Source organism: Actinoplanes sp. NPDC048988, assembly GCF_043197815.1.
Lineage (GTDB): Bacteria > Actinomycetota > Actinomycetes > Mycobacteriales > Micromonosporaceae > Actinoplanes.
In genome coordinates this window covers 255,275-281,925 of record NZ_JBICTW010000004.1, presented here as the reverse complement: position 1 = coordinate 281,925, position 26,651 = coordinate 255,275, and the positions used below count along the sequence as shown (strand labels likewise).

At 71.0% G+C, this 26,651-nt stretch carries 29 protein-coding genes and 3 pseudogenes; 16 read left to right on the top strand and 16 right to left on the bottom strand.

What is annotated here, in order from left to right; translation table 11 throughout:
* From ACGFJ7_RS15715 to ACGFJ7_RS15705, 3 genes and pseudogenes are all read left to right on the top strand, one after another.
* Positions 1–249 (top strand): annotated as a pseudogene (locus tag ACGFJ7_RS15715) (TetR-like C-terminal domain-containing protein); the annotation flags it as partial.
* Between the two features lie 111 nt (positions 250–360).
* Entirely contained in the window at positions 361–1,722 is a 1,362-nt protein-coding gene (locus ACGFJ7_RS15710; RefSeq protein ID WP_392642540.1) for a sensor histidine kinase, read from the top strand.
* Between the two features lie 7 nt (positions 1,723–1,729).
* Positions 1,730–2,410: a response regulator gene (locus ACGFJ7_RS15705; protein ID WP_392642539.1), complete on the top strand. Its 681-nt coding sequence runs from the start codon at positions 1,730–1,732 to the stop codon at positions 2,408–2,410.
* A gap of 63 nt (positions 2,411–2,473) precedes the next feature.
* On the opposite strand, the pseudogene ACGFJ7_RS15700 reads toward ACGFJ7_RS15705, so the two are convergent.
* Positions 2,474–2,689 (bottom strand): annotated as a pseudogene (locus tag ACGFJ7_RS15700) (phosphatase PAP2 family protein); the annotation flags it as partial.
* Here ACGFJ7_RS15700 and ACGFJ7_RS15695 point away from each other — a divergent pair.
* The 6 genes from ACGFJ7_RS15695 to ACGFJ7_RS15670 all read left to right on the top strand — a co-directional run bounded on the left by ACGFJ7_RS15695 (position 2,598) and on the right by ACGFJ7_RS15670 (position 7,783).
* Positions 2,598–2,954, top strand: a complete 357-nt coding sequence (locus ACGFJ7_RS15695; protein WP_360243667.1) for a hypothetical protein — start codon at positions 2,598–2,600, stop codon at positions 2,952–2,954. The pseudogene ACGFJ7_RS15700 and the gene ACGFJ7_RS15695 sit on opposite strands and share 92 nt — an antisense overlap.
* A gap of 253 nt (positions 2,955–3,207) precedes the next feature.
* Entirely contained in the window at positions 3,208–4,107 is a 900-nt protein-coding gene (locus tag ACGFJ7_RS15690) for an ABC transporter ATP-binding protein (protein WP_392642538.1), read from the top strand.
* A 5-nt stretch (positions 4,108–4,112) separates the two neighbouring features.
* Positions 4,113–4,853, top strand: a complete 741-nt coding sequence (locus ACGFJ7_RS15685) for an ABC transporter permease (RefSeq protein WP_360239671.1) — start codon at positions 4,113–4,115, stop codon at positions 4,851–4,853.
* 20 nt (positions 4,854–4,873) lie between these two features.
* Positions 4,874–6,115, top strand: a complete 1,242-nt coding sequence (locus ACGFJ7_RS15680; RefSeq protein ID WP_360239668.1) for a sensor histidine kinase — start codon at positions 4,874–4,876, stop codon at positions 6,113–6,115.
* The gene (locus ACGFJ7_RS15675) at positions 6,112–6,729 is read left to right on the top strand and encodes a response regulator transcription factor (protein WP_360239665.1); all 618 of its coding nucleotides are present in this window, start codon (positions 6,112–6,114) and stop codon (positions 6,727–6,729) included. The genes ACGFJ7_RS15680 and ACGFJ7_RS15675 overlap by 4 nt, the downstream gene beginning before the upstream one ends.
* A 100-nt stretch (positions 6,730–6,829) precedes the next feature.
* Positions 6,830–7,783, top strand: coding sequence for a sulfite exporter TauE/SafE family protein (locus ACGFJ7_RS15670; RefSeq protein WP_392642537.1), 954 nt, complete (start codon positions 6,830–6,832; stop codon positions 7,781–7,783).
* Between the two features lie 3 nt (positions 7,784–7,786).
* On the opposite strand, the gene ACGFJ7_RS15665 is transcribed toward ACGFJ7_RS15670, so the two are convergent.
* Positions 7,787–8,179, bottom strand: a complete 393-nt coding sequence (locus tag ACGFJ7_RS15665) for a VOC family protein (protein ID WP_392642536.1) — start codon at positions 8,177–8,179, stop codon at positions 7,787–7,789.
* A complete protein-coding gene (locus ACGFJ7_RS15660) occupies positions 8,172–9,083 on the bottom strand; it encodes a helix-turn-helix domain-containing protein (protein ID WP_392642535.1) in 912 nt (303 codons plus the stop codon). The genes ACGFJ7_RS15665 and ACGFJ7_RS15660 overlap by 8 nt, the downstream gene beginning before the upstream one ends.
* A gap of 25 nt (positions 9,084–9,108) precedes the next feature.
* Between ACGFJ7_RS15660 and ACGFJ7_RS15655 the strand changes: the two genes are divergently transcribed.
* On the top strand, positions 9,109–10,185 hold the full coding sequence (locus tag ACGFJ7_RS15655) for an FAD-dependent monooxygenase (RefSeq protein WP_392642534.1): 1,077 nt from the start codon (positions 9,109–9,111) through the stop codon (positions 10,183–10,185).
* Between the two features lie 44 nt (positions 10,186–10,229).
* On the opposite strand, the gene ACGFJ7_RS15650 is transcribed toward ACGFJ7_RS15655, so the two are convergent.
* The 3 genes and pseudogenes from ACGFJ7_RS15650 to ACGFJ7_RS15640 form a co-directional block, all read right to left on the bottom strand.
* On the bottom strand, positions 10,230–10,733 hold the full coding sequence (locus ACGFJ7_RS15650) for a hypothetical protein (protein ID WP_360239650.1): 504 nt from the start codon (positions 10,731–10,733) through the stop codon (positions 10,230–10,232).
* A 79-nt stretch (positions 10,734–10,812) separates the two neighbouring features.
* A pseudogene (locus ACGFJ7_RS15645) lies at positions 10,813–10,950 on the bottom strand (PIN domain nuclease); the annotation flags it as partial.
* 204 nt (positions 10,951–11,154) lie between these two features.
* Positions 11,155–12,705, bottom strand: a complete 1,551-nt coding sequence (locus ACGFJ7_RS15640) for a glycoside hydrolase family 3 protein (protein WP_360239647.1) — start codon at positions 12,703–12,705, stop codon at positions 11,155–11,157.
* 111 nt (positions 12,706–12,816) lie between these two features.
* Between ACGFJ7_RS15640 and ACGFJ7_RS15635 the strand changes: the two genes are divergently transcribed.
* From ACGFJ7_RS15635 to ACGFJ7_RS15625, 3 genes are read left to right on the top strand one after another with little or no spacing between them, the layout of a single operon-like run.
* Positions 12,817–12,948 (top strand): hypothetical protein, encoded by a 132-nt coding sequence (locus tag ACGFJ7_RS15635; RefSeq protein ID WP_360239644.1) that lies wholly within the window; start codon positions 12,817–12,819, stop codon positions 12,946–12,948.
* A 16-nt stretch (positions 12,949–12,964) separates the two neighbouring features.
* A complete protein-coding gene (locus ACGFJ7_RS15630; protein WP_360239641.1) occupies positions 12,965–13,906 on the top strand; it encodes a TIGR03557 family F420-dependent LLM class oxidoreductase in 942 nt (313 codons plus the stop codon).
* A gap of 40 nt (positions 13,907–13,946) precedes the next feature.
* Positions 13,947–15,584: a RecQ family ATP-dependent DNA helicase gene (locus ACGFJ7_RS15625; protein ID WP_392642533.1), complete on the top strand. Its 1,638-nt coding sequence runs from the start codon at positions 13,947–13,949 to the stop codon at positions 15,582–15,584.
* Here the strand turns inward: ACGFJ7_RS15625 and ACGFJ7_RS15620 are convergent.
* Positions 15,540–16,316 carry an NAD(P)H-binding protein gene (locus ACGFJ7_RS15620; RefSeq protein WP_360239635.1) on the bottom strand — a complete coding sequence of 259 codons (777 nt, stop codon included), beginning with the start codon at positions 16,314–16,316 and terminating at the stop codon, positions 15,540–15,542. The two genes, ACGFJ7_RS15625 and ACGFJ7_RS15620, sit on opposite strands and share 45 nt — an antisense overlap.
* 73 nt (positions 16,317–16,389) lie before the next feature.
* On the bottom strand, positions 16,390–17,073 hold the full coding sequence (locus ACGFJ7_RS15615) for a hypothetical protein (protein ID WP_360239632.1): 684 nt from the start codon (positions 17,071–17,073) through the stop codon (positions 16,390–16,392).
* Between the two features lie 121 nt (positions 17,074–17,194).
* On the opposite strand from ACGFJ7_RS15615, the gene ACGFJ7_RS15610 reads away from it, so the two are divergent.
* Positions 17,195–17,452 (top strand): hypothetical protein, encoded by a 258-nt coding sequence (locus ACGFJ7_RS15610; protein WP_360239630.1) that lies wholly within the window; start codon positions 17,195–17,197, stop codon positions 17,450–17,452.
* A gap of 13 nt (positions 17,453–17,465) precedes the next feature.
* On the opposite strand, the gene ACGFJ7_RS15605 is transcribed toward ACGFJ7_RS15610, so the two are convergent.
* Positions 17,466–17,747, bottom strand: a complete 282-nt coding sequence (locus tag ACGFJ7_RS15605; RefSeq protein ID WP_392642532.1) for a DUF4190 domain-containing protein — start codon at positions 17,745–17,747, stop codon at positions 17,466–17,468.
* Positions 17,748–18,088: 341 nt separating this feature from the next.
* Between ACGFJ7_RS15605 and ACGFJ7_RS15600 the strand changes: the two genes are divergently transcribed.
* Positions 18,089–19,114, top strand: a complete 1,026-nt coding sequence (locus tag ACGFJ7_RS15600; RefSeq protein WP_392642531.1) for a LacI family DNA-binding transcriptional regulator — start codon at positions 18,089–18,091, stop codon at positions 19,112–19,114.
* Here ACGFJ7_RS15600 and ACGFJ7_RS15595 read toward each other — a convergent pair.
* From ACGFJ7_RS15595 to ACGFJ7_RS15565, 7 genes are read right to left on the bottom strand one after another with little or no spacing between them, the layout of a single operon-like run.
* The gene (locus ACGFJ7_RS15595) at positions 19,071–19,934 is read right to left on the bottom strand and encodes a sugar phosphate isomerase/epimerase (protein ID WP_360239621.1); all 864 of its coding nucleotides are present in this window, start codon (positions 19,932–19,934) and stop codon (positions 19,071–19,073) included. The two genes, ACGFJ7_RS15600 and ACGFJ7_RS15595, sit on opposite strands and share 44 nt — an antisense overlap.
* Positions 19,931–20,989: a Gfo/Idh/MocA family oxidoreductase gene (locus tag ACGFJ7_RS15590; protein ID WP_360239618.1), complete on the bottom strand. Its 1,059-nt coding sequence runs from the start codon at positions 20,987–20,989 to the stop codon at positions 19,931–19,933. The genes ACGFJ7_RS15595 and ACGFJ7_RS15590 overlap by 4 nt, the downstream gene beginning before the upstream one ends.
* Positions 20,986–21,804, bottom strand: coding sequence for a sugar phosphate isomerase/epimerase family protein (locus ACGFJ7_RS15585; protein ID WP_360239615.1), 819 nt, complete (start codon positions 21,802–21,804; stop codon positions 20,986–20,988). Before ACGFJ7_RS15585 ends, ACGFJ7_RS15590 begins: the two co-directional genes overlap by 4 nt.
* A 12-nt stretch (positions 21,805–21,816) precedes the next feature.
* The gene (locus ACGFJ7_RS15580; protein ID WP_360239612.1) at positions 21,817–22,743 is read right to left on the bottom strand and encodes a Gfo/Idh/MocA family oxidoreductase; all 927 of its coding nucleotides are present in this window, start codon (positions 22,741–22,743) and stop codon (positions 21,817–21,819) included.
* A complete protein-coding gene (locus tag ACGFJ7_RS15575; protein WP_392642530.1) occupies positions 22,740–23,603 on the bottom strand; it encodes a carbohydrate ABC transporter permease in 864 nt (287 codons plus the stop codon). The genes ACGFJ7_RS15580 and ACGFJ7_RS15575 overlap by 4 nt, the downstream gene beginning before the upstream one ends.
* Positions 23,600–24,481, bottom strand: a complete 882-nt coding sequence (locus tag ACGFJ7_RS15570) for a sugar ABC transporter permease (protein WP_360239606.1) — start codon at positions 24,479–24,481, stop codon at positions 23,600–23,602. Before ACGFJ7_RS15570 ends, ACGFJ7_RS15575 begins: the two co-directional genes overlap by 4 nt.
* Before the next feature lie 50 nt (positions 24,482–24,531).
* Positions 24,532–25,860, bottom strand: a complete 1,329-nt coding sequence (locus ACGFJ7_RS15565; protein ID WP_360239603.1) for an ABC transporter substrate-binding protein — start codon at positions 25,858–25,860, stop codon at positions 24,532–24,534.
* 172 nt (positions 25,861–26,032) lie between these two features.
* On the opposite strand from ACGFJ7_RS15565, the gene ACGFJ7_RS15560 reads away from it, so the two are divergent.
* Entirely contained in the window at positions 26,033–26,629 is a 597-nt protein-coding gene (locus ACGFJ7_RS15560) for a CBS domain-containing protein (RefSeq protein ID WP_360239600.1), read from the top strand.
* The last annotated feature ends 22 nt before the right edge of the window (positions 26,630–26,651 follow it).

Sequence of the window (26,651 nt, the reverse complement as noted above, 5' to 3'; positions counted from 1 at the left end):
GAGGTGCTGCCACGACTGCGCGCCCGCGACCGGGTGCCGTTCGACCGGGCGGCGGCCCGGGGCGAGCTGCCCGCCGGCGCCGACATCGACCTGCTCGTCGACCAGACGGTGGGGCCGATCCACTTCCGGGTGCTCGTGACCGGCGAACCCGTGACCCCCGCATCGCTGGACGCCCTGGTCACCACAGCGAGCCAGAGACACCCCCAGGCGCCGCCGATCCAGGAGAAGCCGAGCGCGGCAACCGCCTAGAGGCGTCGTTGGGGCCTACCCGCGTGGTCACCCCGCCTGCCACTCCCGGTCAGGCGCTGGGGGCGGAGCCGGGGCAGCCGGAGTGGGCGTCCAGCCCGTACCGTCGCCTTGGTGAAGCGGGTGACGATCGTGGCCGCCGTTGTGTTCGCCGGTCTCAGCATGGTGAGTGGGTGGTGGGTGCCGGCCACCGTGGTCGCCGCGTTTCTGGCCGGGCGGCGGCCGGGGCGGACCGGGCCGGCGGTGCTCGCGCTGGTGGCGGTACTCGCGGGTGGCGTGCTGGTGTTGTCGGTCGTGCCGGGCTGGCTGTCGCTGGCCGGGCGGTTTCTGACCGTGTTCGTCGCCGCCACGATGACGCCGTGGTTCGCGGGACGGTTCTGGCGTCAATATCAGGATCTCGCCCGGGCCGGCTGGGAGCGGGCCGAGCAGGCGCAGCGCGAGCAGCGGCTGGTCGCCGACCAGGCGCGGCTGCGGGAGCGGGCGCGGATCGCCCAGGACATGCACGATCTGCTCGGCCACGACCTCAATCTGATCGCGCTGTCCGCCGGCGCGCTGAAGCTCGCGCCGGGACTCGGGGAGGACCATCGCCGGGCGGCGGCGGACCTCAGGGCCCGCGCCGGGGACGCGGTGGAACGCCTCGGCCAGGTGGTCGGCGTCCTGCGCGACCGGGACGACAGTGCCCCCATGGACGCCGACGGCCCCGGCCTCGCGGCGCTGACGGACGCGGCGCGCGCCTCGGGACTGGCGGTGGACCTGCGGGTCGACGGCACGGCGGGTGAGCTGCCGCCGATGGCCGAGCGGGCCCTGCACCGGGTCGCGCGGGAAGCCCTGACCAATGTGGCCAAGCACGCACCCGGGGCGCCGGCGACCGTCTCGGTGACGCACACGGCGGACGAGACGACGATCGTGGTCGAGAACGGGCCGCCGAGCGCCCGGCCGCGGCCCGGCGCCGGCGGCAGCGGACTGGCCGGCCTCGACGAGCGGGTGCGGCTGGCCGGCGGCACCTTCCAGTACGGCCCGCGGGACGGGGGCTTCGCCGTCACCGCCCGGATTCCGCACACCCCGGGGCCGCCGCCCGTGATTCCCCAGGCCGACCAGGCGCTGCCCGAGGAACATCGCCGTGCCCGGCGGCGGGTGGGCCGGTCGCTGGTCGTCGCGGTCATGGTGCCGCTGGTCCTCGGCGGGCTGCTGAGCGGGGCCCTGGCCGGCTGGGAGACCCTGTCGGCGGCACAGTCGGTTCTGGACCCGGGCGACTACGCCCGTCTGCGCGTCGGGCAGGATCGCTCCGAGGTGGAGCGTGTCCTGCCGCGCCGGCAGACGCGCTACCGGCCGGTGACCGCCGAGCCCGCCGGGGAGGGACTGACGTGCCAGTACTACGCAGTGACGGCCGACCGCTTCGACGACCGCTCGGGAGACGTCTACCGGCTCTGCTTCCGCGACGGTGTGCTGGCGTCGCGGGACACGGTCACTCCGTGAGCCGCCGATGATCCGGGTGGTGATCGCCGACGACGAGCCGATGATCCGGGCCGGGCTGCGCGCGGTTCTCACCACCTCCCCGGACATCGACGTCGTGGGGGAGGCCGGCGACGGGCGCGAGGCCGTCGAACTGGCGCGGCGGCACCGGCCCGCGGTGGCCGTCCTCGACATCCGGATGCCCGGCCTGAACGGCATCGACGCGATGGCCGAGCTCCGCCGGGCCGTGCCGGACACCCGGGTGATCATTCTGACCACGTTCGGGGAGGACGACTACATCATGCGGGCGCTCGGCGGCGGCGCCGCCGGTTTCCTGGTCAAGTCGGGCGAGCCGGAAGAACTGATCTTGGGGGTACGGGCCGTGGCCGACGGCGCCGCGTACCTGTCACCGAAGGTCGCCGCCCGCGTCGTCGCGCACCTCGCCGCCACGGGCGCGGACACCCTGGCCGCGCGGCGCGCGGCCGCCCGGGACCGGGTCGGCGCCCTCAGCCCCCGGGAACGGGAGGTGCTGGCCTTCCTCGGCGGCGGACTGTCCAACGGGCAGATAGCCCGCCGGATGAGCGTGGTCGAGGGAACTGTCAAAGCGCACGTGAGCTCCATCCTGGCCGCCCTCGGTGTGGACAACCGGGCCGCCGCCGCGGTGGTCGCCCACGAAGCGGGGGTCGCGGTTCCACCGTCGCAGCGGCAGTAACAGCAGCAGGGCGGTCGCCACCGTGGCGCCGCCGAGCAGGGCGCCGGCCAGTACGTCGTGGGGGTAGTGGACCCCGACCAGCACCCGCAGCACCACGGCCGCCCCGGCCAGCGACAGGGTGAGCGGCGCCAGGCGCGGCCACAGCACCGCCAGCCCGACGGCCAGTCCGGCGGCCAGGGTGGCGTGGTTGCTCGGGAACGACCAGTCCCCGCTCGCGGGGCACTCGGCGATCGTCTCGGCCGCCGTCCGCAGCGCCCGGCACGGCCGCTCCTCGTCCACCACGAGCTTGACCGCTTCGCTGACCCCGTACGCCGCCACCGTGCCGGCTCCGGTCAGCACGGTCCCGGCGACCCGGCGGACGTCCCGGCGGCGCAACGCCGTCCACCACATCACGGCCAGCAGCGCGCCGAGAATCACCAGGGTGCCGTCGGTCGCCGCCGCCAGCACCGGGCCGATCCAGGACGGTGCGCCCGCCATCGCCTCGACGACCGCTCGGTATCCGGACGCCGAGGCTCCGCCGGTGACCCGTATCGGCTCGGCCTGACCCCACCCACCTGGCGAAAGCCAGGCGATCGCGGCCGCCGCCGACACCAGGACGCCGGCCGCGGCCGGCCACTGTGTTCCTCGTTTCATGGGTGTCGACCGTAGGAGCGCAGCCGGCCGGAAACCCGAGCCGAACGACAAGGTCCACCCCCCGACGATCGTCGGGGTTGACACCGGCATCCACCAACTGGTGGATGCCGGCTCTCGCTCGCCGGTCGATTCGGGGACCCGGGCCGGACCGCGATTCTCTAGGCATGACAGTCATCGAGGTCCAGAACCTGCGAAAGGCGTACGGGGACACCGTCGCGGTGCGGGACGTCTCGTTCGCGGTCGAGCGGGGCGAGATCTTCGGCATTCTCGGCCCCAACGGCGCCGGCAAGACCACCACGGTCGAGTGCGTCAGCGGCCTGCGCCAGGCCGACGGCGGCGCGATCAGCGTGCTCGGCCGGCCGCCGGCCGACACCGCGCTGCGCCGCCTGGTCGGCGTGCAGCTGCAGGAGAGCCAGCTGCCCGACAAGCTCAGCGGCCGGGAGGCGCTCGAGCTGTTCAGCTCCTTCTATCCCGGCCCGGCCGACTGGCAGGCGCTCGCCCGCGACCTCGACGTCCCGCTGACCACCCGCTACGCCAAGATGTCGGGCGGGCAGAAGCAGCGGTTGTCGATCGCGCTGGCGCTGGTCGGCAATCCGGAGATCGCCATTCTGGACGAGCTCACCACCGGGCTCGATCCGCAGGCTCGTCGCGACACGTGGGGCCTGATCGAGGCCGTCCGTGCTCAGGGGGTGACGATCCTGCTGGTCACGCACTTCATGGAGGAGGCCGAGCGGCTCTGCGACCGGCTGGCGGTGATCGACCGCGGCACTGTCGTCGCGCTCGACACGCCGGCCGGGCTGATCGCCGGCACCACCACCGAGCAGCGGATCCGCTTCCGCCCGTCGGCGCCGGTCGACGTGGCGCTGCTCGAGGCGCGCCCGGAGGTGCGCCAGGTGCTCCGGCACGGCTCGCAGCTCGAGGTCGCCGGCACCGGCAACCTGCTGCACGCGGTCACCTCGGTGCTCGCCGCCAACGACATCATCGCCAACGACCTGCGCATCGAGCAGGCCAGCCTGGACGACGCGTTCGTCCAGCTGACCGGCCGGTCCGACACCGGGGAGTGACCACCGTGAACGTGTTCGCCAAGCTGACCCTGACCGAGCTGCGGCTGTTCCTGCGGGAGCCGATGTCCGCCTTCTTCGTCATCATCTTCCCGACCGTGCTCGTGGTCATCCTCGGCTGCATCCCGGCGTTCCGGGAGCCGCAGGACAGCCTGGACGGCGGCCGGGTGATCGACCTCTACGTCGGCATCGCGGTGGTGCTGACCTTGGCCATGGTGGCCGTCCAGATCGCGCCGGCCGTGCTGGCGACGTACCGGGAACGCGGCGTGCTGCGCCGGTTCGCCACCACCCCGGTGTCGCCGCTGAAGCTGCTCGGCGCGCAGCTCGTGACGAACCTGCTGTGCGCGGTCGTCGCCACCGCGCTCGTGCTGGCGGTGGGCCGGATCGCCTTCGACGTGCCGCTGGCCTCGCAGTTCGCCGGTTTCGTGCTGACCTTCCTGCTCAGCGCGGCCGGGGTGCTGGCGATCGGCCTGGTCATCGCCGCTCTGGTGCCGTCCGGCAAGGCCGGCAATTCGGTGGGTACGCTGCTGTTCTTCCCGCTGATGTTCTTCGCCGGGCTGTGGACGCCGCGCGAGGTGATGCCGGAGGCGCTGCGTACCGTCGCCGACTTCACGCCGCTGGGCGCGGCCGAGCGGGCGCTCAACGACACCATGACGGGACATTGGCCGGCGGCCGTCTCGGTTACGGTTCTCCTCGGGTACGTGGTGGTGTTCGGGTTCCTCGCGGTCCGCTGGTTCCGCTGGTCCTGAAGGGATTGACGGTGACGGTCATGGCAGTGGGCGGGAAGTCCGATCGGCTGATCACGGTGGTGCCGTACATAGCCCTGGTCTGCTCGATCGGCCTGATCGCGCTGGGCGATCTGGCCGGTGTGCCGCACCAGCCGTGGCCGATCATCGGAGGCGCGCTCGCCGTGACCGCGGCCTGGCTGTTCTGGTGGGTCACGATGCACCCGGAGTGGGAGCAGCATCGCGGCAAGATGGCCGTCTTCTTCGGCGGCCTGATCGTGCTGATCTTCTTCCTCGTCTGGTGCAGCCCGCTGTTCGGCTTCTTCGCGTGGACCGGCTACCTGTTCACCGCGTACGCCTTGCGGAGCCGGTGGATGGTCACGGGTGGCGTGTTCGTCGCCATCCCCGCCGGCCTGTCCCAGGCGGGCGGCTTCTACGTGCTCGACCAGAAATCGGCCTGGCCGGTCATCGCGGTCCTGCTGATCATCAACATCGGTGTCTCGGGCACCATGATCAGGCTGACCGCGCGGGCCGACGAGCGGGCCGCCCAGCAGATTCAGGAGATCGACGAGCTGGCCGAGGCGAACGCCAAGCTGGCCGCCGCACTCAAGGAGAACGAGAGCCTGCACGCCCAGCTCATGGTGCAGGCTCGCGAGGCCGGCAAACTCGACGAGCGGCAGCGGATGGCCGGCGAGATCCACGATGTGCTGGCCCAGGGCCTGACCGGCATCGTGACCCAGCTCGAGGCGGCCGGCTCGCCCGGCGGCGACCGCGACCGGCATCTCGAGGCGGCGAAGAAGCTGGCCCGCGACAGCCTCACCGAGGCCCGCCGTTCGGTGCACGCGCTGCGGCCGCGCACGCTCGACGCGGCCGCGCTGCCCGAGGCGATCGGCGAGGTGATGACCAGCTGGTCGCGGCTCAGCGGGGTCGGGGCCGATCTGGTCACCACGGGCACCGCCCGGCCGCTGCTGCCCGAGATCGAGGCGACCCTTCTGCGTACGGCGCAGGAGGCCCTGGCCAACGTCGCCCGGCACGCGTCGGCCGAACGGGTGACGCTCACGCTGTCCTACATGGAGGATGTGGTCACCCTGGACGTGCACGACGACGGCGCCGGCTTCGACCCGGCGGCCCCCCGGGCCGGCGGCGAGAAGGGCGGATACGGCCTGGTCGCGATGAAGGAGAGGCTGCGCCGCATCGCCGGCACGCTCGAGGTGGAGTCGGAGCCGGGCGGCGGCACGGCGGTGTCGGCCTGCGTGCCGGCCCTGTTCGCGGGGGCCGGCGCGTGATCGGGCTGCTCATCGTCGACGACCACCCGGTCGTCCGGGACGGCCTGCGCGGCATGTTCGCCGGCGACGGCCGCTTCGCGGTGCTGGGCGAGGCCGGCGACGGCCGGGAAGCGCTCGCCGTGGCCGGCTCGGTCGACCCGGACGTGGTCCTGCTCGACCTGCGGATGCCGGTCATGGACGGGGTCAGTACGATCCGCGCGCTCGCCGGGCAGGGGTCGCGGGCGCGTGTCCTGGTGCTCACGACGTACGACACCGACAGCGACGTTCTTCCGGCGATCAAGGCGGGGGCGACCGGCTACCTGTTGAAGGACACACCGCGCGAGGAGCTGTTCCGGGCGGTCGTGGCGGCGCACCGGGGCGAGTCGGTCCTGTCGCCGGCGGTGGCCGGCCGTCTCATGGGGACGCTGCGCTCGCCGGCCAAGGAGCCGCTGAGTCAGCGCGAGGTCGAGGTCCTGAAGCTCATTTCCCGGGGGCATTCCAACCGCGAGGCGGCCAAGCTGCTGCACATCAGCGAGGCCACCGTGAAGACACACCTTCTGCACGCCTATGCCAAGCTCGGGGTACGGGACCGGGCCGCCGCCGTGGCCGCCGCGTTCGAGCGCGGGCTGTTGTAGTCCCGACTACTGGGAGAACTTGCCACGAACACTCTCCGTTTCCTATTCTCACCAAACCAACTTGCTATGTGGGATATCTAGGGAAACGGTGGTCAGGGACATGCGCAAGCTGTTGCTCCTCGCCCTGGTCGGCCTGGGCGCCCAGTTGGTCGACGGGAGCCTGGGCATGGCCTACGGCGTCACGTCGACCACGCTGCTGCTCGCGATCGGCACCAGCCCGGCCGCCGCCTCGGCCACCGTGCACCTCGCCGAGATCGGCACCACCCTGGTGTCCGGGGTGTCGCACTGGAAGTTCGGCAACGTCGACTGGAAGGTCGTCCTCAAGATCGGCGTACCCGGCGCGATCGGGGCGTTCGCGGGCGCGACCTTCCTGTCGAACCTGTCGACCGAGACCGCGGCCCCGCTGATGTCGATCATCCTGCTGGCGCTGGGCCTGTACGTCTTCATCCGCTTCACCACGCAGGGCCTGCCCAAGGACCGCCTCGGCAAGCCGCTGCGCAAGCGCTTCCTGGCTCCGCTCGGCCTCGTCGCCGGCTTCGTCGACTCCACCGGTGGCGGCGGCTGGGGCCCGGTCGGCACGCCCGCCATCCTGGCCAGCGGCCGGCTCGAGCCGCGCAAGACGATCGGTTCCATCGACACCAGTGAGTTCCTGGTGGCGGTGGCGGCCAGCCTCGGCTTCATCGTCGGCATCGGCAACGAGAACATCAACTACACCTGGGTGCTGGCCCTGCTCATCGGCGGCGTCATCGCCGCGCCGATCGCCGCCTGGCTCGTCCGGCACATCCCGCCGCGCGTGCTCGGCTCGCTGGTCGGCGGCCTGATCATCCTCACCAACACCCGCACCCTGCTGCGCAGCGACTGGATCGACGCCCCCGACGGCGTCCGCTACACGTTCTACGCCGTGATCTACGCGGTCTGGGCGGCGGCGATCGCCTACTCGGTCGCGCAGTACCGCAAGCACCGCACCGAGGACGAGGCCATCATCGCCGAGGCCGAGGCCATCGTCGCCACCGACGACCGCCCCGACGAGAAGACCCCCGCCCCCGCCGCCTGACCTTCAGGCCGGTGTCCCTCGGTAGGTGCCGAACTGCCACAGGTTGCCCTCGGGGTCGCGGGCCGCGAAGTCACGCGAGCCGTAGTCGGTGTCGTACGGCGCCCGGAGAATGTCGGCGCCGGCCCGGACCGCCCGCTCGTGCAGGGCGTCGATGTCGTCGGCCACCACGTAGCAGCCGAACGTTCCGGGCTGGAGCTTCCAGAGGCCGCCGTCCTTGACGTCGCCGAGCATGATGCCGCCGCCGAGCGGCCAGGCCAGCTCGGCGTGGGCCACGCCGGTGTCGTCGCCGTGCACGACGGTCTCGGTGAAGCCGAACGCGTCGACGAGGAAACGGATCAGGGCGCGGGCGTCGGTGGCCACCAGCGTCGGCCACACCTGAGGGCGAGGTTCAGTCATACCGCTCATGGTGCGCGTCCGCGCCGGCCATGGCTTGGACAAAACCGAACTCGTCGGCCAGCCAGGTCCCCGGCGCGCATCCGGCGAGCGCGTGGAACTCCCGGACGAAATGGGACTGATCGAAGAACCCGAAGCCGCCCGCGACATCGGCGATCCGGGCGCCCGGCCGCAGCGCCCGGCGCGCCCGGTCGAACCGCGCCACGCGCGCGGCCTCCTTCGGCCGGAGCCCGACCTCGGCCCGGAAACGCGCGGTCAGATGGCGCCCGCTCCAGCCCACCTCCGCCGCGACCGCGGCGACACTCACGCTTCCCGTCATGAGGCGTTCCCAGGCGTACGCCACCTCAGGCGCCCCGGACCTGGGAAATCCGCCGTGAGCTGGTGCTTCGGGATCGTTGAGGGCGCCGCCGGCTGCCCAGCCGATCCGCACGGGGCGGTCGAGAGCCCGGCACAGCGCCTGGTCGACCACCGCGAACCGCTCGGGCCACGACGCCGCCGCGTACAGTCGCTCGCGGACCTCGGCGATCCGGGCGTGGCCGAGAACAGACGACGCCGGTAGATCCAGACCGGACAATTCGCCCGCCGGCACTCCGAGCAGCGCCCGGCATCCCAGCGGCCGCAGAGCCACCTGCACCCCCGACTGCCGCCCCTCGTGACTGATGATCGCCGGCCCCAGGTGAAGCCCGCCGATCAGCGCGTCGTAACTGCCGCCCCGCTGCCGCGGATCCGGATGAGCGTCGACGATCAGCGGCTCGTCCATCGTGAAGATCAGCGTCAGGTACGGCGACGGCAGTCCCCGATGCCGCCCGGGCGCGACGCCGCGCTGCCGATAGCCCGAATAGAACGCGACATGCGGCCGCAGCCGAGCGGATGGCCGGCCGGTCGCATACTCATCGACGACGGACACGGGTCGAGCATGACACGATGCGACCATGCCGAACGCCACAGTCATCGGAGCCGGAGTGGGTGGCCTGGCCGCCGCCGTGGCCCTGGCCCGCCGGGGCTGGACGGTCACCGTCCTGGAACGCGCGGCCGGCCTGGAGAACGTCGGCGCCGGTCTGGCCGTCGCCCCCAACGGCCTGCGCGCCCTCGACGTCCTGGGCCTCGGGGAGCGGGTGCGCGCCCTGGCCGCCCTGCAGGGCACGGCCGGCATCCAGCGCCCCGACGGCACCTGGATCACCCGTACCGACGCGGCGGCCGCCGAGGCCCGTTTCGGTCTTCCCACGATCGTCATCCACCGGGCCACCCTGATCCAGCTCCTCGCCGACGCCGCGACGGCCCATGGCGTCACGCTCAACCTGAACACGCCGGCCGAGGACGCCGAGGTGCCGGGAGATCTCGTGGTCGCGGCCGACGGGCTTCATTCGGCCGTACGGCGAAAGCTGTTCCCCGAAGCACCCGGCCCCGCCTACACCGGTGTGACGAGCTGGCGTTTCGTGGTGCCGAGGCCACCCGGCGAGCTGAAGCTCTCGGAGACCTGGGGCGACGGCGCCGTGGTCGGCGTGGTCAACCTGGGTGACGACCTCGTGTACTGCTACGCGACGGCCCCCGCCCCACCCGGCGAGAAGGCCGGCGACGAGCGCGCCGAGCTCCGGCGCCGGTTCGGCGCCTGGCATGAGCCCATCCCGTCCCTGATGTCCGCCGCCACCGAGATCATCCGCACCGACATCCGCTGCCTGGACATCCCTCTGCCGCAGTTCCACAAAGGACGGGTGGCGCTGCTGGGCGACGCCGCCCACGCCATGACCCCCAACCTGGGCCAGGGCGCCTGCCAGGCCCTGGAGGACGCGGTGACCCTGGCCGCCCACGCCGGCGACCTGCCCGGATACTCGAAACAGCGAGCATCCCGTACGGCCACCGTCGCCGCGGCCTCCCGCCGCATCGGCCGCCTCGCCGCCCTGCGCGGCCCCGCGGCCGCCCTGCGCAACACGGGCATGACTATCGCCGGCCGCCTGGGTCCCAACCTGGTCCTGCGCCAGATGGATCCCATCTTCAGCTGGCGCCCGTAGGCGCGGATCGTGGCCGTCCCGGACGGCCACGATCCGCTCCGGCGCTAGTCGGCCAGGGCCTTGGCCAGGTCGTCGCGGAAGGCGCGCTCGTTGTCGGTGACGGTTTCGGCGCCGATGCCGAGGACGCCACCGGTGGAGGCGGCGCCGACGACGCTCTCGGCGATCTCGACGAGCCAGTGCTTGTAGGTCTCGGCGTCGGCCTGGTCGGCCTTGACCGTCAGCAGCGCGTTCGCCTCGGCGGCGCGGCCCAGCACGTCCTCGGCGTAGGCGATCGGGTCGCCGGGCTCGATGACCGGGGGCTCCTCGCCCAGGTCGGGGTCGCCGACCCGGGAGACGATCGCGCCGGCCACGGCGGCCACGAGCGGGCTGGCCGACGCCCGGGCGTCGGAGATGACGTCGAGCCCGGCGGCGCTCTCCTGCCGGGTCTTGCGGGTGCTGTCCGGCGAGGCGGCGCTCGCCGCGGTGAGCACCGACTGGGGAAGGCCGACCAGCAGCCCCCACTCGGGGTCGGTGAAGCCCAGCTTCGAGTACAGCGGCTCGTCACTCACAGGTGAAATCCTCACATCCAGCGGTCAGTTGGCCGCTGCACTTATACCCCACGGGCCCGCGTCCGACGCGGAGCCACCGTCAGACCTTCAGAACGTCGATGTCGTACAGAGCGACCGAGGCATCGCGAGAAACCAGCGTCAGCCCTTCCACGGCCGCCTGAGCCACGAGCATCCGATCGAAGGGGTCGCGGTGGTGAAAAGGCAGACGCGCCGCCGCTGATCGCCCACAAGGCGATGGGGGTGTCGAGGAGCAAACTCATTCGCCGAGACCGAACCCGACTGCGATCTCGGCGTTGGTCGCGGGCGAGTCCCAGTCACGTAGATCGCAGGGTGGCTCGACACGATCGTGCCGGGTAGTAGCCGCGGGCCCGGACGCCGGCGGCCGGCCCCCCGGCCCGGGGCGCCGGCGTCCGGGCCGGTCTCAGGCGGCCAGGGGCTGGGGCTCGGGGGCCGGGACGGCCGTGCCGGCGATCAGTTCGGCGGCGGCCTGGCCGCAGGCGCGGGTGGCGCCGTAGGTGGCGATGTGCACCGCGCCGAGGATCGTCACCGGGAGGCCCATCTCGACGACGATCGCGTCGGGGCGGGACGCCAGCCAGGTCGTCAGGGCTTCGGCCTGCCACGGGTGGCGGTGCACGTCACGGACCACCACCACCAGCGGGCGGTCGCCGGCCTCGTCCAGTACGGCCGTGGGGTCGTCGTCCTCGGTGAGGCGGACCGTCTCCGTGCCGGGGAGCAGTTCGTCCAGCGGCGCGCTCAGGCCCCACGGCGTTTCGGCGCCGATCGCGATGTTGCGGGGCGGGGCGAACTCGACCACGTACGCCGGGCCGGTGATCGGCAGGGCCGGGGCGTCCTCGGTGCGGGTCACCCGGACCGCGCGGCGGGCCGCGTCGAAACCGATGCCCGACCCCGCCGACAGCACTGCCACCTCGGGGCCGGCGTCGGCCACGGCCCGGGCGCCGGTCGCCGTCTGGGTGCGGGTGGTCCATTCGCCGAGGTCACGGACGCGGGCCGCGGCGTCGCGCAGCCGCTGTTCGGGCAGGGTGCCGTCGAGCACCGCGGCCACGATGGCGTCGCGCAGTTCGGTCGCGGTGTGCTCGTCGGCGTGGTCACCGCCGACGCAGATCGCGTCGACGCCGGCGGCCAGGGCGCGCACGGTGGCGCCGGTCAGGCCGTACTTGCGGCGCACGCCCTGCATCTCGATGCCGTCGGTGACGATCAGGCCCCGGAAACCCAGCTCCTCACGGAGCAGGCCGGTGAGGATGCGGCGGCTGAGCGTCGCCGGGAGTTCTTCGTCGTACGCCGGGACGAGCAGGTGACCGGTCATCACGACCCGGACCCCGGCCTCGATCGCGGCCCGGAACGGCACGAGTTCGCACTCGGCCAGCTGCTGCCGGTCGCGGTCGATCAGCGGTACGTCGTGGTGCGAGTCGACGCTGGTGTCGCCGTGGCCGGGGAAGTGCTTGGCGCAGGCCGCGACGCCGGCCGCCTGGAGGCCGCGGACGAACGCCGCCGAGTGGCGGGCCACCAGGTGCGCCTCGGCGCCGAACGCCCGTACGCCGATGACCGGGTTGGCGGGGTTGCTGTTGACGTCCGCGTCGGGCGCGTAGTCGAGGGTGATGCCGGCCTTGGCCAGGTCGTCGCCGAGGTCGCGGGCGACGGTCTCGGTCAGCGCGGCGTCGTCGATCGCGCCCAGCGCCAGGTTGCCCGGACGGGAGCTGCCCAGGCGCGACTCGAAGCGGGTGACGTCGCCGGCCTCCTCGTCGATGGCGACCAGCACGTCCGGGCGTTCGGCCCGCAGCTGGGCGGTCAGCGCGGCGACCTGGGCCGGCGACTCGACGTTGCGGGCGAACAGCGCGACACCGCCGAGCCCTTCGCCGAGCCAGCGGCGGACCCAGTCGGGTGCGCTGGTGCCGACGAAGCCCGGCTGGAGCACCGTCGCGGCAAGCTCCGGCAATTCGCCAAATTTCGGCATTTGTCCCCCGTACGTTCCGGCTGCCTGGTCGCGTGCGGTCCCAATGGTCACATCGCTCCGCGATTTAGTCAACAAACCTTTCTATTAGCTGAGATTGAGTACGCTGTCGCCGTGACTGCCATCCCGCTCGCCGCCTCGGGCGTCGACTGGTCCGAGGTGCACGCCGTCCGTCTGCTCGGCGTCGCCCTGGCCGCGCTGTTCCTGCTGTGGGCCATCCGCCGCATGTTCGGCGGCAAGAAATAGGGGTATCTCCGGCGGTATGCGCATCGGATACTTCCTGTCTTGCGAGGAATACACCCCGGCCGAGCTGATCGAGCAGGCGCGCGGCGCCGAGCGGGCCGGCTTCCAAGGCCTGTGGATCTCGGACCACTACCACCCGTGGGTCGACGCCCAAGGCCAGAGCGCCTTCGTCTGGTCGATGATCGGCGCGATCAGCCAGGCCGCGCCCAGCCTCGAGATCACCACGGCCGTGACCTGCCCGACCGTACGGATCCACCCGGCCGTCATCGCCCAGGCCGCCGCCACCAGCGCCGTGCTCACCGGCGGCAAGTTCCGGCTCGGGGTCGGCACCGGCGAGGCCCTCAACGAGCACATCTTCGGCGACGCGTGGCCCGAGCTGGACGTACGGCTGGAAATGCTCGAAGAATCCATCGAGATCATGCGCGGGCTCTGGACCGGCGAGAACTACTCCCACCACGGCAAGCACTACACAGTGGAGAACGCCCGGATCTACACCCTCCCCGACAAGCCGGTCGAGATCCACATCTCGGGCTTCGGGCCGAAGGCGACCGAGGCCGCCGGACGGCTCGGCGACGGCTACGTCAGCGTCATGCCCGACGGCGACCTGGTGTCACGCTTCCGCTCCTCGGGTGGCGGCGACAAGGTCGTCCAGGGCGGGTTCAAAGCGGCCTTCGCGGCTTCCGAGGAGGAAGGGGCGCGGATCGCGTACGAGAAATGGCCTAACTCCGGCGTGCCCGGTGAGCTCTCCCAGGTGTTGCCGTCGCCGAAGCACTTCGAGCAGGCGTCCGAGCTGGTCACCCAGGACATGGTCAAGGAGAGCTTCGTCTGCGGCAACGACCCCCGCGCGCACCTCGAGATGATCGAGCAATACCGCAAGGCCGGGTTCGACGAGGTGTACGTGGCCAACACCGGACCGAACTACCAAGGCCTCTTCGATCTGTACGCCAAGGAAGTCCTCTAGGCGTTTGCGCACCGGTGAGCCGGGGCACAATGGCCGCTCGATGAAGATCCCCGTCTACGGACCCCGCCTGCGCAAGGCCGCCCGCAAGCACTTCGGGTGGCCCTCCCTGCGCCCCGGCCAGTTCAAGCCGATGCGCGCCGTGCTGCGGCGCCGCGACGCCCTGGTCGTCCTGCCCACCGGCGCCGGCAAGTCGGCGATCTACCAGATCCCGGCGGTCCTGCTGCCCGGCCCGACAGTGGTGATCTCACCACTGCTCGCGCTGCAGCAGGACCAGATCGCCGCCCTCAACGAGCGCGACGACCCGGCCATCCGCGCCGTGCGGGTGAGCTCGGCCGAGACGCCGGCGCAGCAGCGCGCGGCCATCGCCGAGATCGCCGAGGGGCGGGCCGAGTTCCTCTTCATCACCCCGGAACAGCTCAGCGACCCGGAGCGGATGGCCGAGGTGCGCGCGCTGCGCCCGGGCCTGGTCGCGGTCGACGAGGCACACTGCATCTCGTCGTGGGGCCACGACTTCCGCCCCGAGTTCCTGGCCCTGGGCGACCTCATCAAGGGCATCGGCCGCCCGCCCGTGCTCGCCCTGACCGCCACGGCCTCGCCGCCGGTCCGCGAGGACATCATCGAGCGGCTGCACCTGAACAAGCCCGAGATCCACGTCTCCGGCCTGGACCGGCGCAACCTGTTCCTCGAGGCCGCGTACTGCCCCGACGAGAACTACCGCTGGCGCAACCTCACCGCGCTGCTCGACTCGGCCGGCCGCCCCGGCATCATCTACGTGCCGACCCGGCGCTCGGCCGAGGAACTGGCCGAGAAACTGACCGAGGCCGGCTACCCGGCCGACTTCTACCACGGCGGCATGGCGGGCGGCGCCCGCGAGCAGAAGCACGAGGACTTCACCAACGACAAGGTCGAGATCATGGTGGCGACCTCGGCCTTCGGCATGGGCATCGACAAGCCCAACATCCGCTGGGTCGCCCACATGGCCCTGCCCGACTCGCCCGACAGCTACTTCCAGGAGATCGGCCGGGCCGGCCGCGACGACGACCCGGCCCGGGCGCTGCTGCTGTGGCGGTCCGAGGACGAGGCCATCCAGCGCTTCTTCATCGGCGGCGCCCCCGACGAGACCGAACTGCGGGAGCTGGCCGCGGCCGTACGGTCGGGACCGTCGACAAAGGCCGAGCTGAAGGAGAAGACCGGCCTGGGACCGCGCAAACTCTCGGCCTACCTGGCCCTGCTGGAAGAGGTCGGCGCGTCCGTCACGGGCCGCGGCAACCGGATCACCGTGCCGGTCTTCGCCCCGCTGCCGGCGGCGGCCGCGGCGGCCGCCCTGAAAGTCCACGAACGCCAGCAGAGCCTCGACCGCTCCCGCACCGACATGATGCGCGGCTTCGCCGAAACCCGGGCCTGCCGTACGCAGACGCTGCTGGCCTACTTCGGCGAGGAGCTGCCCAAGCCGTGCGGCCACTGCGACAACTGCTCGGAGGGCTCCGCCCAGGAGATCGAGCAGGCCGCGGGCGACGAGCCGTTCGCGGTGCACAGCAAGGTCCGCCACGCCGAATGGGGCGAGGGCATGGTGATGAGCTACGAGGAGGAACGGGTGACGGTCCTGTTCGACGAGGTCGGCTACAAGACCCTGTCAGTGCCGGTCGTCGTCGAGAACACCCTGCTGACCGCGGTCTGACAGCCATTGCTGGAAGCTGGTCCGCCCGACGCGGGCGGCACCGAGCGGGACAAGCGAGTCCCGCACGATCGGCACCCCGAAGTACGAGGCGGCGGCGCTCGGCTTGACCGGCCGGTCGTCGCCGTCCGCGGCGAGCACCGGCCCGACGAACCGGGCGAACGGCGCCCGCTCCGGTCCGGCGACTTCCACCGCACCGCCGGCCGGCGCACCCAGCACGACATCGACGAGGGCGGCGGCGACATCGTCAGCGGCGACCGGCTGAAGGTCGGCGGTGGGAAGCACGATCACGTCGTCCTCGGCCATCCCGGCCCCGATGGTGAGAAGGTTCTCGAAGAACTGCGTGGCCCGCACGATCGTGAACGGCACTCCCGAGGAGGCGACGAGCCGTTCCTGCGCGGCCTTGGCGTCCAGATAGCCCGGGTACGAGAGCCGGTCGACCCCGACGATCGACAGCACCACATGATGCCGCACCCCGGCCGCCCGCCCGGCCTCCAGCAGAGTTCGGGTCGAGGTGGTGAAGAAGTCCATGACCACGGCGGGCTCGAACACCGCCCGATTGGTCACGTCGACAACGGCGTCGGCCCCCGCGAAAGCCTCGGCCACACCCCGCCCGCTGATCGTGTCCACCCCGGCCTGCGGCGCGGCGATCACCACGTCATGCCCCAGCGGGCGCAGCAAGTCGACCACCTTCGACCCGATGAGCCCGGTTCCCCCAGCAACGACGACGCGCATGGCCACACCTCTCACATTCAGCCGACAACATCGTGATGACCATCGCGCCCACCAGAATGTGACAGCCGGCCGGTCAGATGTACGCGCGGGCGGTCCAGGTCTGCACGGCGGTGGCGGTCCAGGCCTCCGCGTCGACCGAGTAGACCTCCACCCGGCCCTGGTGCGTTCTGTCGTAGACCGGGCTGGCGTCGGAGGCGGCGTACGCCTCGTCACCGGTCAGGGCGGAGGCCAGGTCGGCCAGCACGCCCACAGTGGCCGCTCCCCACTTGAGGCAGGGGTCGATCCACGGCAGGGAGTCCGTGCAGACCGTCGTCGACGTACGGACCTTGACGGTCACCGTCGCGCCGCTGCGGAAGGTCACGACGGCTGACCTCTTCGTGCCGACGCCTCCGGAGCCGCTGAAGAGCGTCTGCGAGTAGCGCTTGTTGACGTAGACCTTGATCGCGTCGGCGCTGCTGGTCCGGCCGCTCGCGGTCGCCGTGAACGCGCCGCTCCTGAGCGCTTTGACGGTGGTGGTGTACTTGCCGTTCTTCTTGCCGGCCTTGACGTTCTTCACGGCCTTGCCGTTGAACTTGATGGTCACCGTGGCGCCCTTGGCCGCCTTGCCGGTGATCCGGATCGGGGCGCCGGCCTTGGTGACCTCGGCGGCGTCGATCGTGGGCTTGACCTTGGCGGCGGCCGCGGCCGGATCGGCGGCGAGGGCGATGGCGCCGACGGCGAGGGCCAGGGCGGCCGAGGTGCGCGCTGTGCGGTTCAACAGAGAGTTCCTTCGGTACGTGTTCCGGCTGAGCCCGGTGATCATGACAGAAGGAAGCGGCCTGAATTTCGGTGCGGGGTGGCCACCTTCGCCGAGGCCATCGAGGTCACGTTGCGCGCCGGTGATCGCCCGCGTCAACCGCCCCATCCACCAGATCGAGGGCGCCGTCGGCTACGCGTTCGACCTCGTCCGGGACGGCGACGCGAGACTCCCGGTCCTGATCCTGCGCCTGCGCACCGGCGAGGTCGTCGCGCTGAGAGGATCGGCCGGCCCTCGCTCGACGACGTTCGCCCTGTTGCACCGCGGCCCGGCCGACCACGCCAAGACCCTGCCCCACTTCCGCGACCTGACCGGCTTGAGCGACATCGAGCCGCTCTGAGCCGCGGCGAGCCTCAAGCTGCTCCGGCGCCGGCGACGCCCAGCGCGCCGGCGAGGAAGACCCAGAAGAAGACGAGGATGGCGGGTGCCAGGCAGACGTAGCCGAGAACCAGGCCGGCGATGGCCATGCCGCGGCCTTCCTTGGGGGTTCGCTTCATCTCGTTGAGGGCGGCGTGCCCGAGGACCACGGCGAGGATGCACGGGACGGCGAAGGTGCACCAGCCGCCGAGGATACCGACGATGCCCAGCACCATCGAGGCCACGGCGTAGCCGGAGGTGGGGGCCGGGTGGCCCACGACAACGAAGGGTGCCGCGGCAGGAGAGTAGGCGCCGGGCGGAAACGGGGGCGGGTAGGCGCCGGACGGCGACGGCGATGGATAGGCGCTGGACGGTGAAGGGGGTGGATAGGCGCCGGGCGGTAACGGGTGGGTCTGGGGAACCACATCGGGCGGAACGGGCGGGTGGCCGTTCTGGTAGTGGTGGGGTGCGGGATCGTACGACATGGCGCTCCGAGTTTTTTGATCTTTGTTGCCGCCTCATTCCAGCGGATCGGGGCGGTGCGCGCAGTCGGCCGATCGTCCACGTTCGGGCGGGCGGAGCTGGTGTTTCATCGGAGCTGATCAATTAACATCAATGGATGGGCCGCCCGACGATTTACGATGTGGCTCGCGAGGCCGGGGTGGCGCCGTCCACCGTGTCGCGGGCCTACGCGCGTCCGGGGCGGGTCAACGCCGACACCGCGGATCGGGTCTTCGCGGCCGCGGACCGGCTGGGCTATCGGGTGCGGCCGGTTCGGCGCAGCGCCGGCGCCGAGGAGGTTCCGCACAAGGCGATCGCCCTGGTCATCGCTGATGTCACCAACCCGTTCTACGGCGACATCATCAAGGGGGCCTACGAGGCGGCGCGGGACGCCGGCTACCAGCTGATCCTGTCGCACACGAACGAGTCGCCCCGGGTGGAGCGGCAGACCATCGAGCAGGAGCTGGAGCAGGTCGACGGTGTCGTCATCGCCAGTTCGCGGATGACCGACTCGGCCCTGCGGATGGTGGCCCGGCGTAAGCCGGTGGTGCTGTTGAACCGGATCATTCCGGAGGCCAACTGCGTGCTCAACGACGCCGAGCGCGGCATCAAGCGGGCGGTGGAACATCTGGCCGAGCTGGGACACGAGCGGATCACCTACGTGGCCGGGCCCGAGACCAGCTGGTCGGACGGCGTCCGCTGGCGGGCGCTGCGGCAGGCCGCGGCCGAGCTCCATCTGGATGCCCGGCGCGTGGGACCGTACGGCCCGACGGTCCTGGCCGGGCTGAGCGCGGCCCTGCGCGTGGCCGAACTCGAGGCGACCGCCGTGCAGGCCTACAACGACCAGTTGGCGATCGGTGTCCTGAAGGGGCTGCGCCAGCTCGGCATCGGCGTCCCCGAGCAGGTGAGCGTGGTCGGCTTCGACAACATCATCTTCGACGAGCTGGTGGAGCCCCAGCTGACGACGATCGCCTCGCCGCTGTACCGGATGGGTTTCACCGGCATGAGCAACTGCATCGCCATCACCCAGGGCGCCCGCCCCAGCGGTCAGCCTCTGGTTCTTCCCGTACGTCTCGTGGTGCGCCGTTCGACGGCCCGGGTCAGTGGTCGACGCGGCCGGCGAGGGCCTTCCGGGCCCAGGTGAACGACATGCGGTGCGACTCCCGTCTGGAGTCGACGCTGGGCTCGTCCACCTCGATCATGTAGTCGCCGTCGTAGGCCGGCGGGATGGCGTCCAGGACGGCGTCGAAGTCGACCACGCCCAGGCCCGGTTCGGCCCACAGGCGCTTCGACGCGGTGGCCTCCCGGTAGGACCTGGTGCGGTCGCCCAGCAGGTCGGGGAAGCAGTCCTTGATGTGAATGCCGCCCAGCCGGTCGGCGTAGCGGCTGATGAACGGGGCCGGGTCGATGCCGGCCCAGCGCAGGTGGCCGGTGTCGGGGCCGAAGCCGATGACGCCGGGGCCCAGTTCGTCCAGCAGCCGGGTGATGTCGTGTTCGGTTTCGAAGATGCCGCCGACGTGCGAGTGGTGCAGCGGGCGCAGCCCCTCGGCGGCCAGGGCGCGGCACACCTCGCCGCACATGTCGATGGCCCGGGTCAGGCGGGCCTCGTCGAAGCCGGCGCCGGCCGCGGGGTGGGCCAGGCGTTCGGGGCGGCTCATCGAGGAGACCATCGTGCGGTCGAGTCCGAGCGCGACCTGGGTGGCGGCGAAGCGCTTGGCCTTCTCGATTTCGCCGGCGGCGGTGACGGTCTCGTCGAACGGTGAGTTGAACAGGCTCAGCGCCGGTTGCAGGCCGTAACCGGCGATCCAGTCACGGTACGTGCCGGCGGTCATGTCGTCGGGGACGTCGGCTTTGACGGCGGTGAATCCGATGTCCTGGAAGTCGGCGAACGCCTCGGCCAGGACGGCCCGGGTTTTCCCGGCGGTGGCCCAATACGGGATGGGATTGGCGGCGATGCGGCTCATCCGAGTTTCACCGGCTTTCCGGTGCGGGCCGACTCGTAGACGCCGGTGATGACGGCTATCGATCGGCGGTTCGTTTCCAGGTCGACCACCAGACGTTCGGTTCCGTCCAGAGCGCCCAGGAAGTTCAGGTATTGCCGGCGGTGCGCGTCGGACAACGAGCCCGGGTTCGCGGCGGCCACCGAATCGGATTCGGTGCTCGACAGGGTCTGGGTCCCGCCCATCAGCTTCTCCTCGATGTCGACGCCGGCCGGGGTGGCGTGGAAGAACGCCAGCTGGTCGTTGTCGATCACGGCCGAGCCGCGGTCGCCGTGGACGTGCAGGCGGGCGCTCAGGCCGGGGTAGGCCGAGGTGGTCGCGTGCAGCACGCCGAGCGCGCCGGACTCGAAGCGGACGACGCCGGCCGCCACGTCCTCGACCTCGATGCGCTCGTGGGCCAGCGTGGCGGCGTACGCGAAGACCTCGACCGGCTTGCCCAGCGCCGCCACCAACAGGTCGACCGTGTGCACGCCCTGGTTCATCAGGGCGCCGCCGCCGTCGAGGTCCCAGGTGCCGCGCCAGTCGCCGGAGTCGTAGTAGCTCTGCCCGCGCCACCAGTCGATGGCCGCGATACCCGAGGTGATCCGCCCGAACTGTCCGCCGGAGATGGCCTCGAGGACGCGAACGGTAGACGGATCGAACCGATGCTGGGAGATGACCGTGACCAATTTATCCGACTTGTCACGCGCGCGGATGATCTCATCGGTCCGCGCGACGGTGATCTCAGCCGGCTTCTCGATGATGACGTGCTTGCCGGCCGACAGCGCCTCGATCGCGAGTGGACCGTGCAGGCCGGTCGGCGTGCAGACGACCACGACGTCGATCTCCTCAGCGGCCAGAGCAACGCTCAAGGAATCGTAAGGCCGTCCCCCGTGAACCGAGGCCAGCGTCGCGGCCCGCTCCCGGACCACGTCGGCGACCGCGACCAACTCGACCGCTGACGACAGCTGGCTGATGACCATCCCGTGATGACGCCCGATGACGCCGGCGCCGGCCAGGGCGATGCGGTAGCGGCTCATGCGTACTCGATCTCCTCTTTCTTCAGCAGGCCGGTGAAGGCCTGCCACGCGGTGCGGAACAGCTCGGGCCCGGAATAGCCGCCGTAGGCGTGCCCCGACGCGAGATGCGGCTCCAGCGAGAAGAACCCGTCGAATCCGTCGTGGCGCAGCGCCCGGATGGTCGCCGCCACCTCGCCGTCGCCCGCACCGGCCGGAACGACAGTCCCGTCGGCGAACAGCGCGTCCTTGATCTGCACGTACTCCACGTGCGGGCGCAGCATCGCGTAACCGTCGGTGTAGGGCCGGACCCCCACCTGGACGAAGTTGGCCGGATCCCACGCCAGCCGCAGATAGGGCGAGCCGACCGACCGGATCAGGTCGAGGCAGCGGGCCGGCACGTCCCCGTAGATCTCCTTCTCGTTCTCGTGCAGCAGGATCAGGTCGGCCTGCTCGGCGACCCGCACCAGCGCCCGCATCCGCTCGATGACCTCGGCGCGATGGGCGGCCGGGTCGGTGAGGAAGAAGGAGAAGATCCGGATGTACGGGGCCTCGAGCAGCTTCGCCACCTCGGCCGCGTGGCGCATCCGCTCGAGGTGAGGCCCGAAGTCATCGTCGATGGGGATCTTCCCGATGGGCGATCCGATGCTGGAGACCTTCAGCCCGTACCGCGAAAGCGTCTCCCGCATCGTCGCCAGCTGATCGGCTGACAGATCGAGGATGTTGACGTCCCAGGCGCTGCGTACCTCGAGATAGCGCAGGCCGAGCCCGGTCGCGACCTCGCACTGCTCGGTGAAGTCGGGCGAGATCTCGTCGGAGAAGCCGGACAGAGTCCACATGGTGTAGCCCTTTCAGATGTTCTGTCGGTAGATCTCGTCGACCAGGCGCAGGGACTTCATCCCCTCCTCAAGATCAACGGCAAAGCGTTCCCCGGTACGCAGGCAGCGGTAGAAGTCGGCGATCAGCAGCTCATGCGAGGCGCCCCAGTAGTCGCGCCCACCGGAGTCGGCCCGCCGCTCGGCGATGACCTCGACCCGCCCGTCCGCGTGCCGGACGGTCAGATCGCCCCGGATGGTCAGCGTCGCCGACGCGGTCGCGATCTCGATGGTCACCGGCGAGTCCACCGCGTTGGCCACCGTGGAGAAGAAGACACTCCGCGCCCCGCTCGCATGATCGAGCACGGCCGAGGCGGTGTCCTCCACTTCCCGCCCGGCGAAATATCCCACTTGAGCGCGCGTCTCGGAGACGTCGCCCAGCAGCCACTGCAGGAGATCGAGCGTGTGGATCGCCTGGTTGATCAGAACGCCACCACCGCTGCGCCCGATCTGCCCGCGCCAAGGGCGAGCCTCGTAGTACGCGTCGTCGCGGTGCCACATGACCGTCGCCGACGCGCCGGCGACCGGCCCGAGCGAGCCGGAGACAAGCAGCTCCCGGGCCGCCGCCGACGCCATGTTGTAGCGGTTCTGCAGGCACACCCCGACCGTCACCGAGGGGTTGTCCTTCGCCGCCGCCAGCAGTTCGCCGGCCGCCGCCACCGTGTGCGCCACCGGCTTCTCCAGCAGCACGTGCACGCCCCGCGCCAGGGCGTCCAGCGCCACCGGCACATGCTGATCGTGGGGAGTGCAGATGTGCACGGCGTCCGGGCGTACCTCGTCAAGCAGCACCCGATGGTCGCGATAGCGACCCTCCGACGTCGCGACCAATTCCACGCCGAGCCGGGCCAGAGCGGCCAGATGCACCACCGACACCGTGCCGAGGCCGATCACCGCCACCCTCACTTGACGCTGCCCGCCGTCAGGCCGCCGACCAGATAGCGCTGGAACGCCAGGTAGAGCAGGACCACCGGCAGCGCGCAGATCAGCGCGGCCGCCATCATCTGCGAGTACACCGGCAGCGCGCCGCCCTCCTGGGCCGAGCCGAAGATCGACAGGGCGACCGCCGCCGTGTGCGTCTCGGGCCGGGTCAGGACCGAGGCGAACAGCACGTCGTTCCAGCCGAGCAGGAAGGCGAAGATCCCCGCCACCACGATCGCCGGCAGGCTCAGCGGGAAGATGATCCGCCACAGGATGACCAGCGTGGACGCGCCGTCCGTACGGGCCGCCTCCTCCAGTTCGCGCGGCAGCCCGCGCAGATAGGTGACCATCACCCAGGTCGAGAACGGCAGCGCGAAGGTCAGGTAGGCCACGAACAGTCCCCACCGCGTGCCGATCACGGTCAGCCCGAGGTAGTTGCCGGCCGAGGAGAAGAGCACGAAGACCGGCAGCAGCATCAGCGTGCCCGGGATGCTCTGCAGGCCGACCAGCCCTCGCAGGATCGTGAGCCGCCCGAGGAAGCTGTAGCGGACCAGCACGTACGCCGTCGTCGTGCCGAGCAGGGCCGAGGCCACCGCCGTACCGGAACACACGATCAGGCTGTTGACGATGCCCGTCGACAGATCCGCCGTGGTCCAGATCTTGGTGTAGCTCTCCAGGCTCCACGAGCTCGGCCAGAACTCGCCCGCGGCCACGCCGACGTCCGAGTTGAGCGAGGCCAGCACGATGTACGACACGGGGACCAGCACCATCGCGCAGAGCAGCACGGTCAGGGTCGCGAGCATCGGCCGCGGCAGCAGTCGGGTGGCTTCCGCCGACGCGCTCATCTTTTGCCCCCTTCCTCATGGACGTCGAGACGGACGGCTCGCAGGTACACGTACAACGGGATCGCGATGATGATCAGCGACACCACCGCCATGGCCGCGCTGAGCCCGAACCGCAGACTCTGGAAGCTGGTGACGTAGACCAGCATCGGCATCACGTTCACGTCGTCCGGGGCCGGCGCCCCGAACAACACGAACGGCAGCGTGAAGTTGTTGATGTGGTTGAGCGTGGCCAGCAGGCAGGCCAGCAGCACCGGCCCGCGCAGGTAGGGCAGGATCACCCGGCGCAGCTTCGGCCACCAGGTCACCCCGTCCACCGCCGACGCCTCGTGCACCTCGTGGTCGACCGACTGCAGCGCCGCCAGCGCCATCAGATAGATGAACGGCCAGGCCGCCCAGATCTCCACCAGCACCAGCGTCCAGTACGACTTCGGGCCGCTCAGCCACAGCCCGGCGTCCACGCCCACTTTGGACAGCCACGCGTTCACCACGCCGTCCGGTTGCAGCATGGTCCGCCAGACCGAGGCCACGACGAAGGACGGGAGGACGTACGGGATGAGGAAGGCGGCCCGCACCAGACCGCGCCCCCGGTAGGCGTTCTGGGTGACCAGCGCCGCCGCGATGCCGATCGGCACGGTCGCCGCCGTCGACAGGACCGAGAACGAGACGCTGATCCAGATCGAGTGCAGCAGGCCGGAGTCGAGCGACTCGACGTAGTTGCCCAGCCCGATGAACGGCGCCTCGATCCACCGGCGCAGCGTGTACTGGTCGAGGTCGAGCAGCGAGAGGTAGACCGCCAGGGCCAGCGGGATCAGCACGATCAGGATCAGCAGGATCCCGCCGGGAGTGAGCAGCCACAGCGGGCGCTGCTGCTGGGTCACACCCTTTTCTTTGGCCGGAGCCTTCTGTTCCGGCCGCACCAGGGTGGTCACTACTTCGCCCGGTCGAGCGCGGACTGTGCGGACTTCTGCGCGTCGGCCACGCGGGCCTCGATCTGCGCCGTGCTGATGGAGCCCTTGGCCAGGTCGGGCAGCGACTGCACGGCCACGTTGGTCAGCGCCAGCTGGATGTCACCCCAGGCGCCGGTGAACGGCGTGGCCACCGACTTCTTGGCCGCCTCGGTGACCGGGCCCAGGGTCGGGTCGCCGGCCAACGTCTGCAGGGCGGCGGCATTGGCCGGCAGGTTGCCGAACTTCTTGTAGTAGTCGAGCTGAACCTCCTGGTCGGTCACGAGTTTGACGTACTCGAAAGCCAGGTCTTTGCTCTTGGAGTAGTCGGCGACGAGCAGGTTGTCGCCGGAGAGGATGCTGGCGGCCTCGACACCGCCGGCCGGGCGGCTGGTGGCGCCGGGCGGCACGGTCGGCAGCAGGGCGAACTTCCACTTGCCCTTGACCGAACCCTGGTTGAGCGAGTTGGCGGCGGTCGTCGTGGTCAGCGCGAAATATCCGGTCTTGCCCTTGGCGAACGCGGCCACGGCCTGCGGGTTGGTCCAGCCGACGGCGGCCGGGTCGACCACCTTGTCCTTCGCCAGCCAGCCGAAGTACGTCTCGTACGCCTTCCGCACGGTCGGGTCCTGCAGCCGGGCCGTCTTGCCGTCCACCAGCGGATTCCCGGCCTGGGCAGACATCCCCCAGACGAACTTCCACGGGTCGAAGTTGTCCTTGTAGGCGATCGCCAGCCCGTACTGGTCGCCCTTGGTCAGTTGTTTGGCCTGCTGCCCGAGCTCGTCCCAGGTCGTGGCCGGCTTGTCGATGCCCGCGGCCTTCAAGATCTCGGTGTTGTACGCCATGACGAACGGCCGGCTGACCCACGGGATCCCGACCTGGTTCTGCTCGTCCGGCCCGGAGATGCCCAGCGTGGCCGGGTTGAACTTCTCCTTGCCGCCGATCTTCTTCCACTCCTCGTCGCCCAGCTTGACGAAGGCGCCGGTCGAGTACGCGGTCGGCGTGAAGGTGGTGCCCACGGCGTACACGTCCGGCCCGGAACCGGCGACCACCGAGGTCTGGATCTTCGTGAGCTCGTCGTTGGCGCTGGCGAAGGTCTCGAACTTCACCTCGGCCCCGGTCTGCGCCTTGAACTTGGCGCTGATGTCCTTCTGCCAGGCCTGGAACTCGTCCGGGTACTGGGTGTTGGCGCCGATCAGGACGTTGAGCGTCTTGCCGTCACCGCCACCGCCGTCGTCACCGCCGCCACAGGCCGTCAGCGCGACGGCCAGCACCGTCGCACCGGCCAGCGCCGTCGCCGCACGCATCTTCCTCATCTCGTCTCCTCCGCGCCGCCGGTGCGGGGGTGACCCGCATCACTGTTACGCGATGGTTTCGTCGAGGGCACGGCGGCGGCAAAGAGTTGCCAGTTGTTGCTCGGCCGGCCCGCACACACACCCGGGACTTTGGTCCCGGGCCGCCGCGGGAAAGATGCGCCAAGATGGACTCATGAGAGCCAAGGACGTGATGACCAGCCCCGTTGTCACCGTCGCGCCGACCGCGCCCGTGGAGGCCGCGGTAGCCCTGCTCACCGAGAACGGCGTGACCGCCCTGCCCGTCATCGCCTCCACCGGCGACCTGGTCGGCATGGTCAGCGAGGGCGACCTGCTCCGCCACCGGGTACCGGCCGACCTCACAGCCCACCTGCTCACTCCGGCGCCGGCCACGGAAACCCGCCCCACCGCGGTGGCCGAAACGATGTCCTCCCACCCGATCACCACCTGGCCCGGAGCCGACCTGGCCGAAATAGCCGAAACCATGCTCAGACACGACGTCCGGAGCATCCCCGTCCTCGACGACGGCACGGTGGTCGGCATAGTGAGCCGCCGAGACATCCTGAGAGCCATGGTCCGTACGGACGAGGCCCTGGCCGCCGAGGTCCAGCACCGCCTGGACGACTACGCCCCACACTGGACCGCCACCGTGAAGTCGGGCGCCGCCACCATCACCGGCCCGTTCACCGACGACACCGCCCGCGCCGTGGTGACCGCCCTGACCCGCACCGTACCCGGCGTCGTCGCGGTAGACCTTCACGACCTGTCGTAGGGCGGCTGTTCCTCGGCGAAAC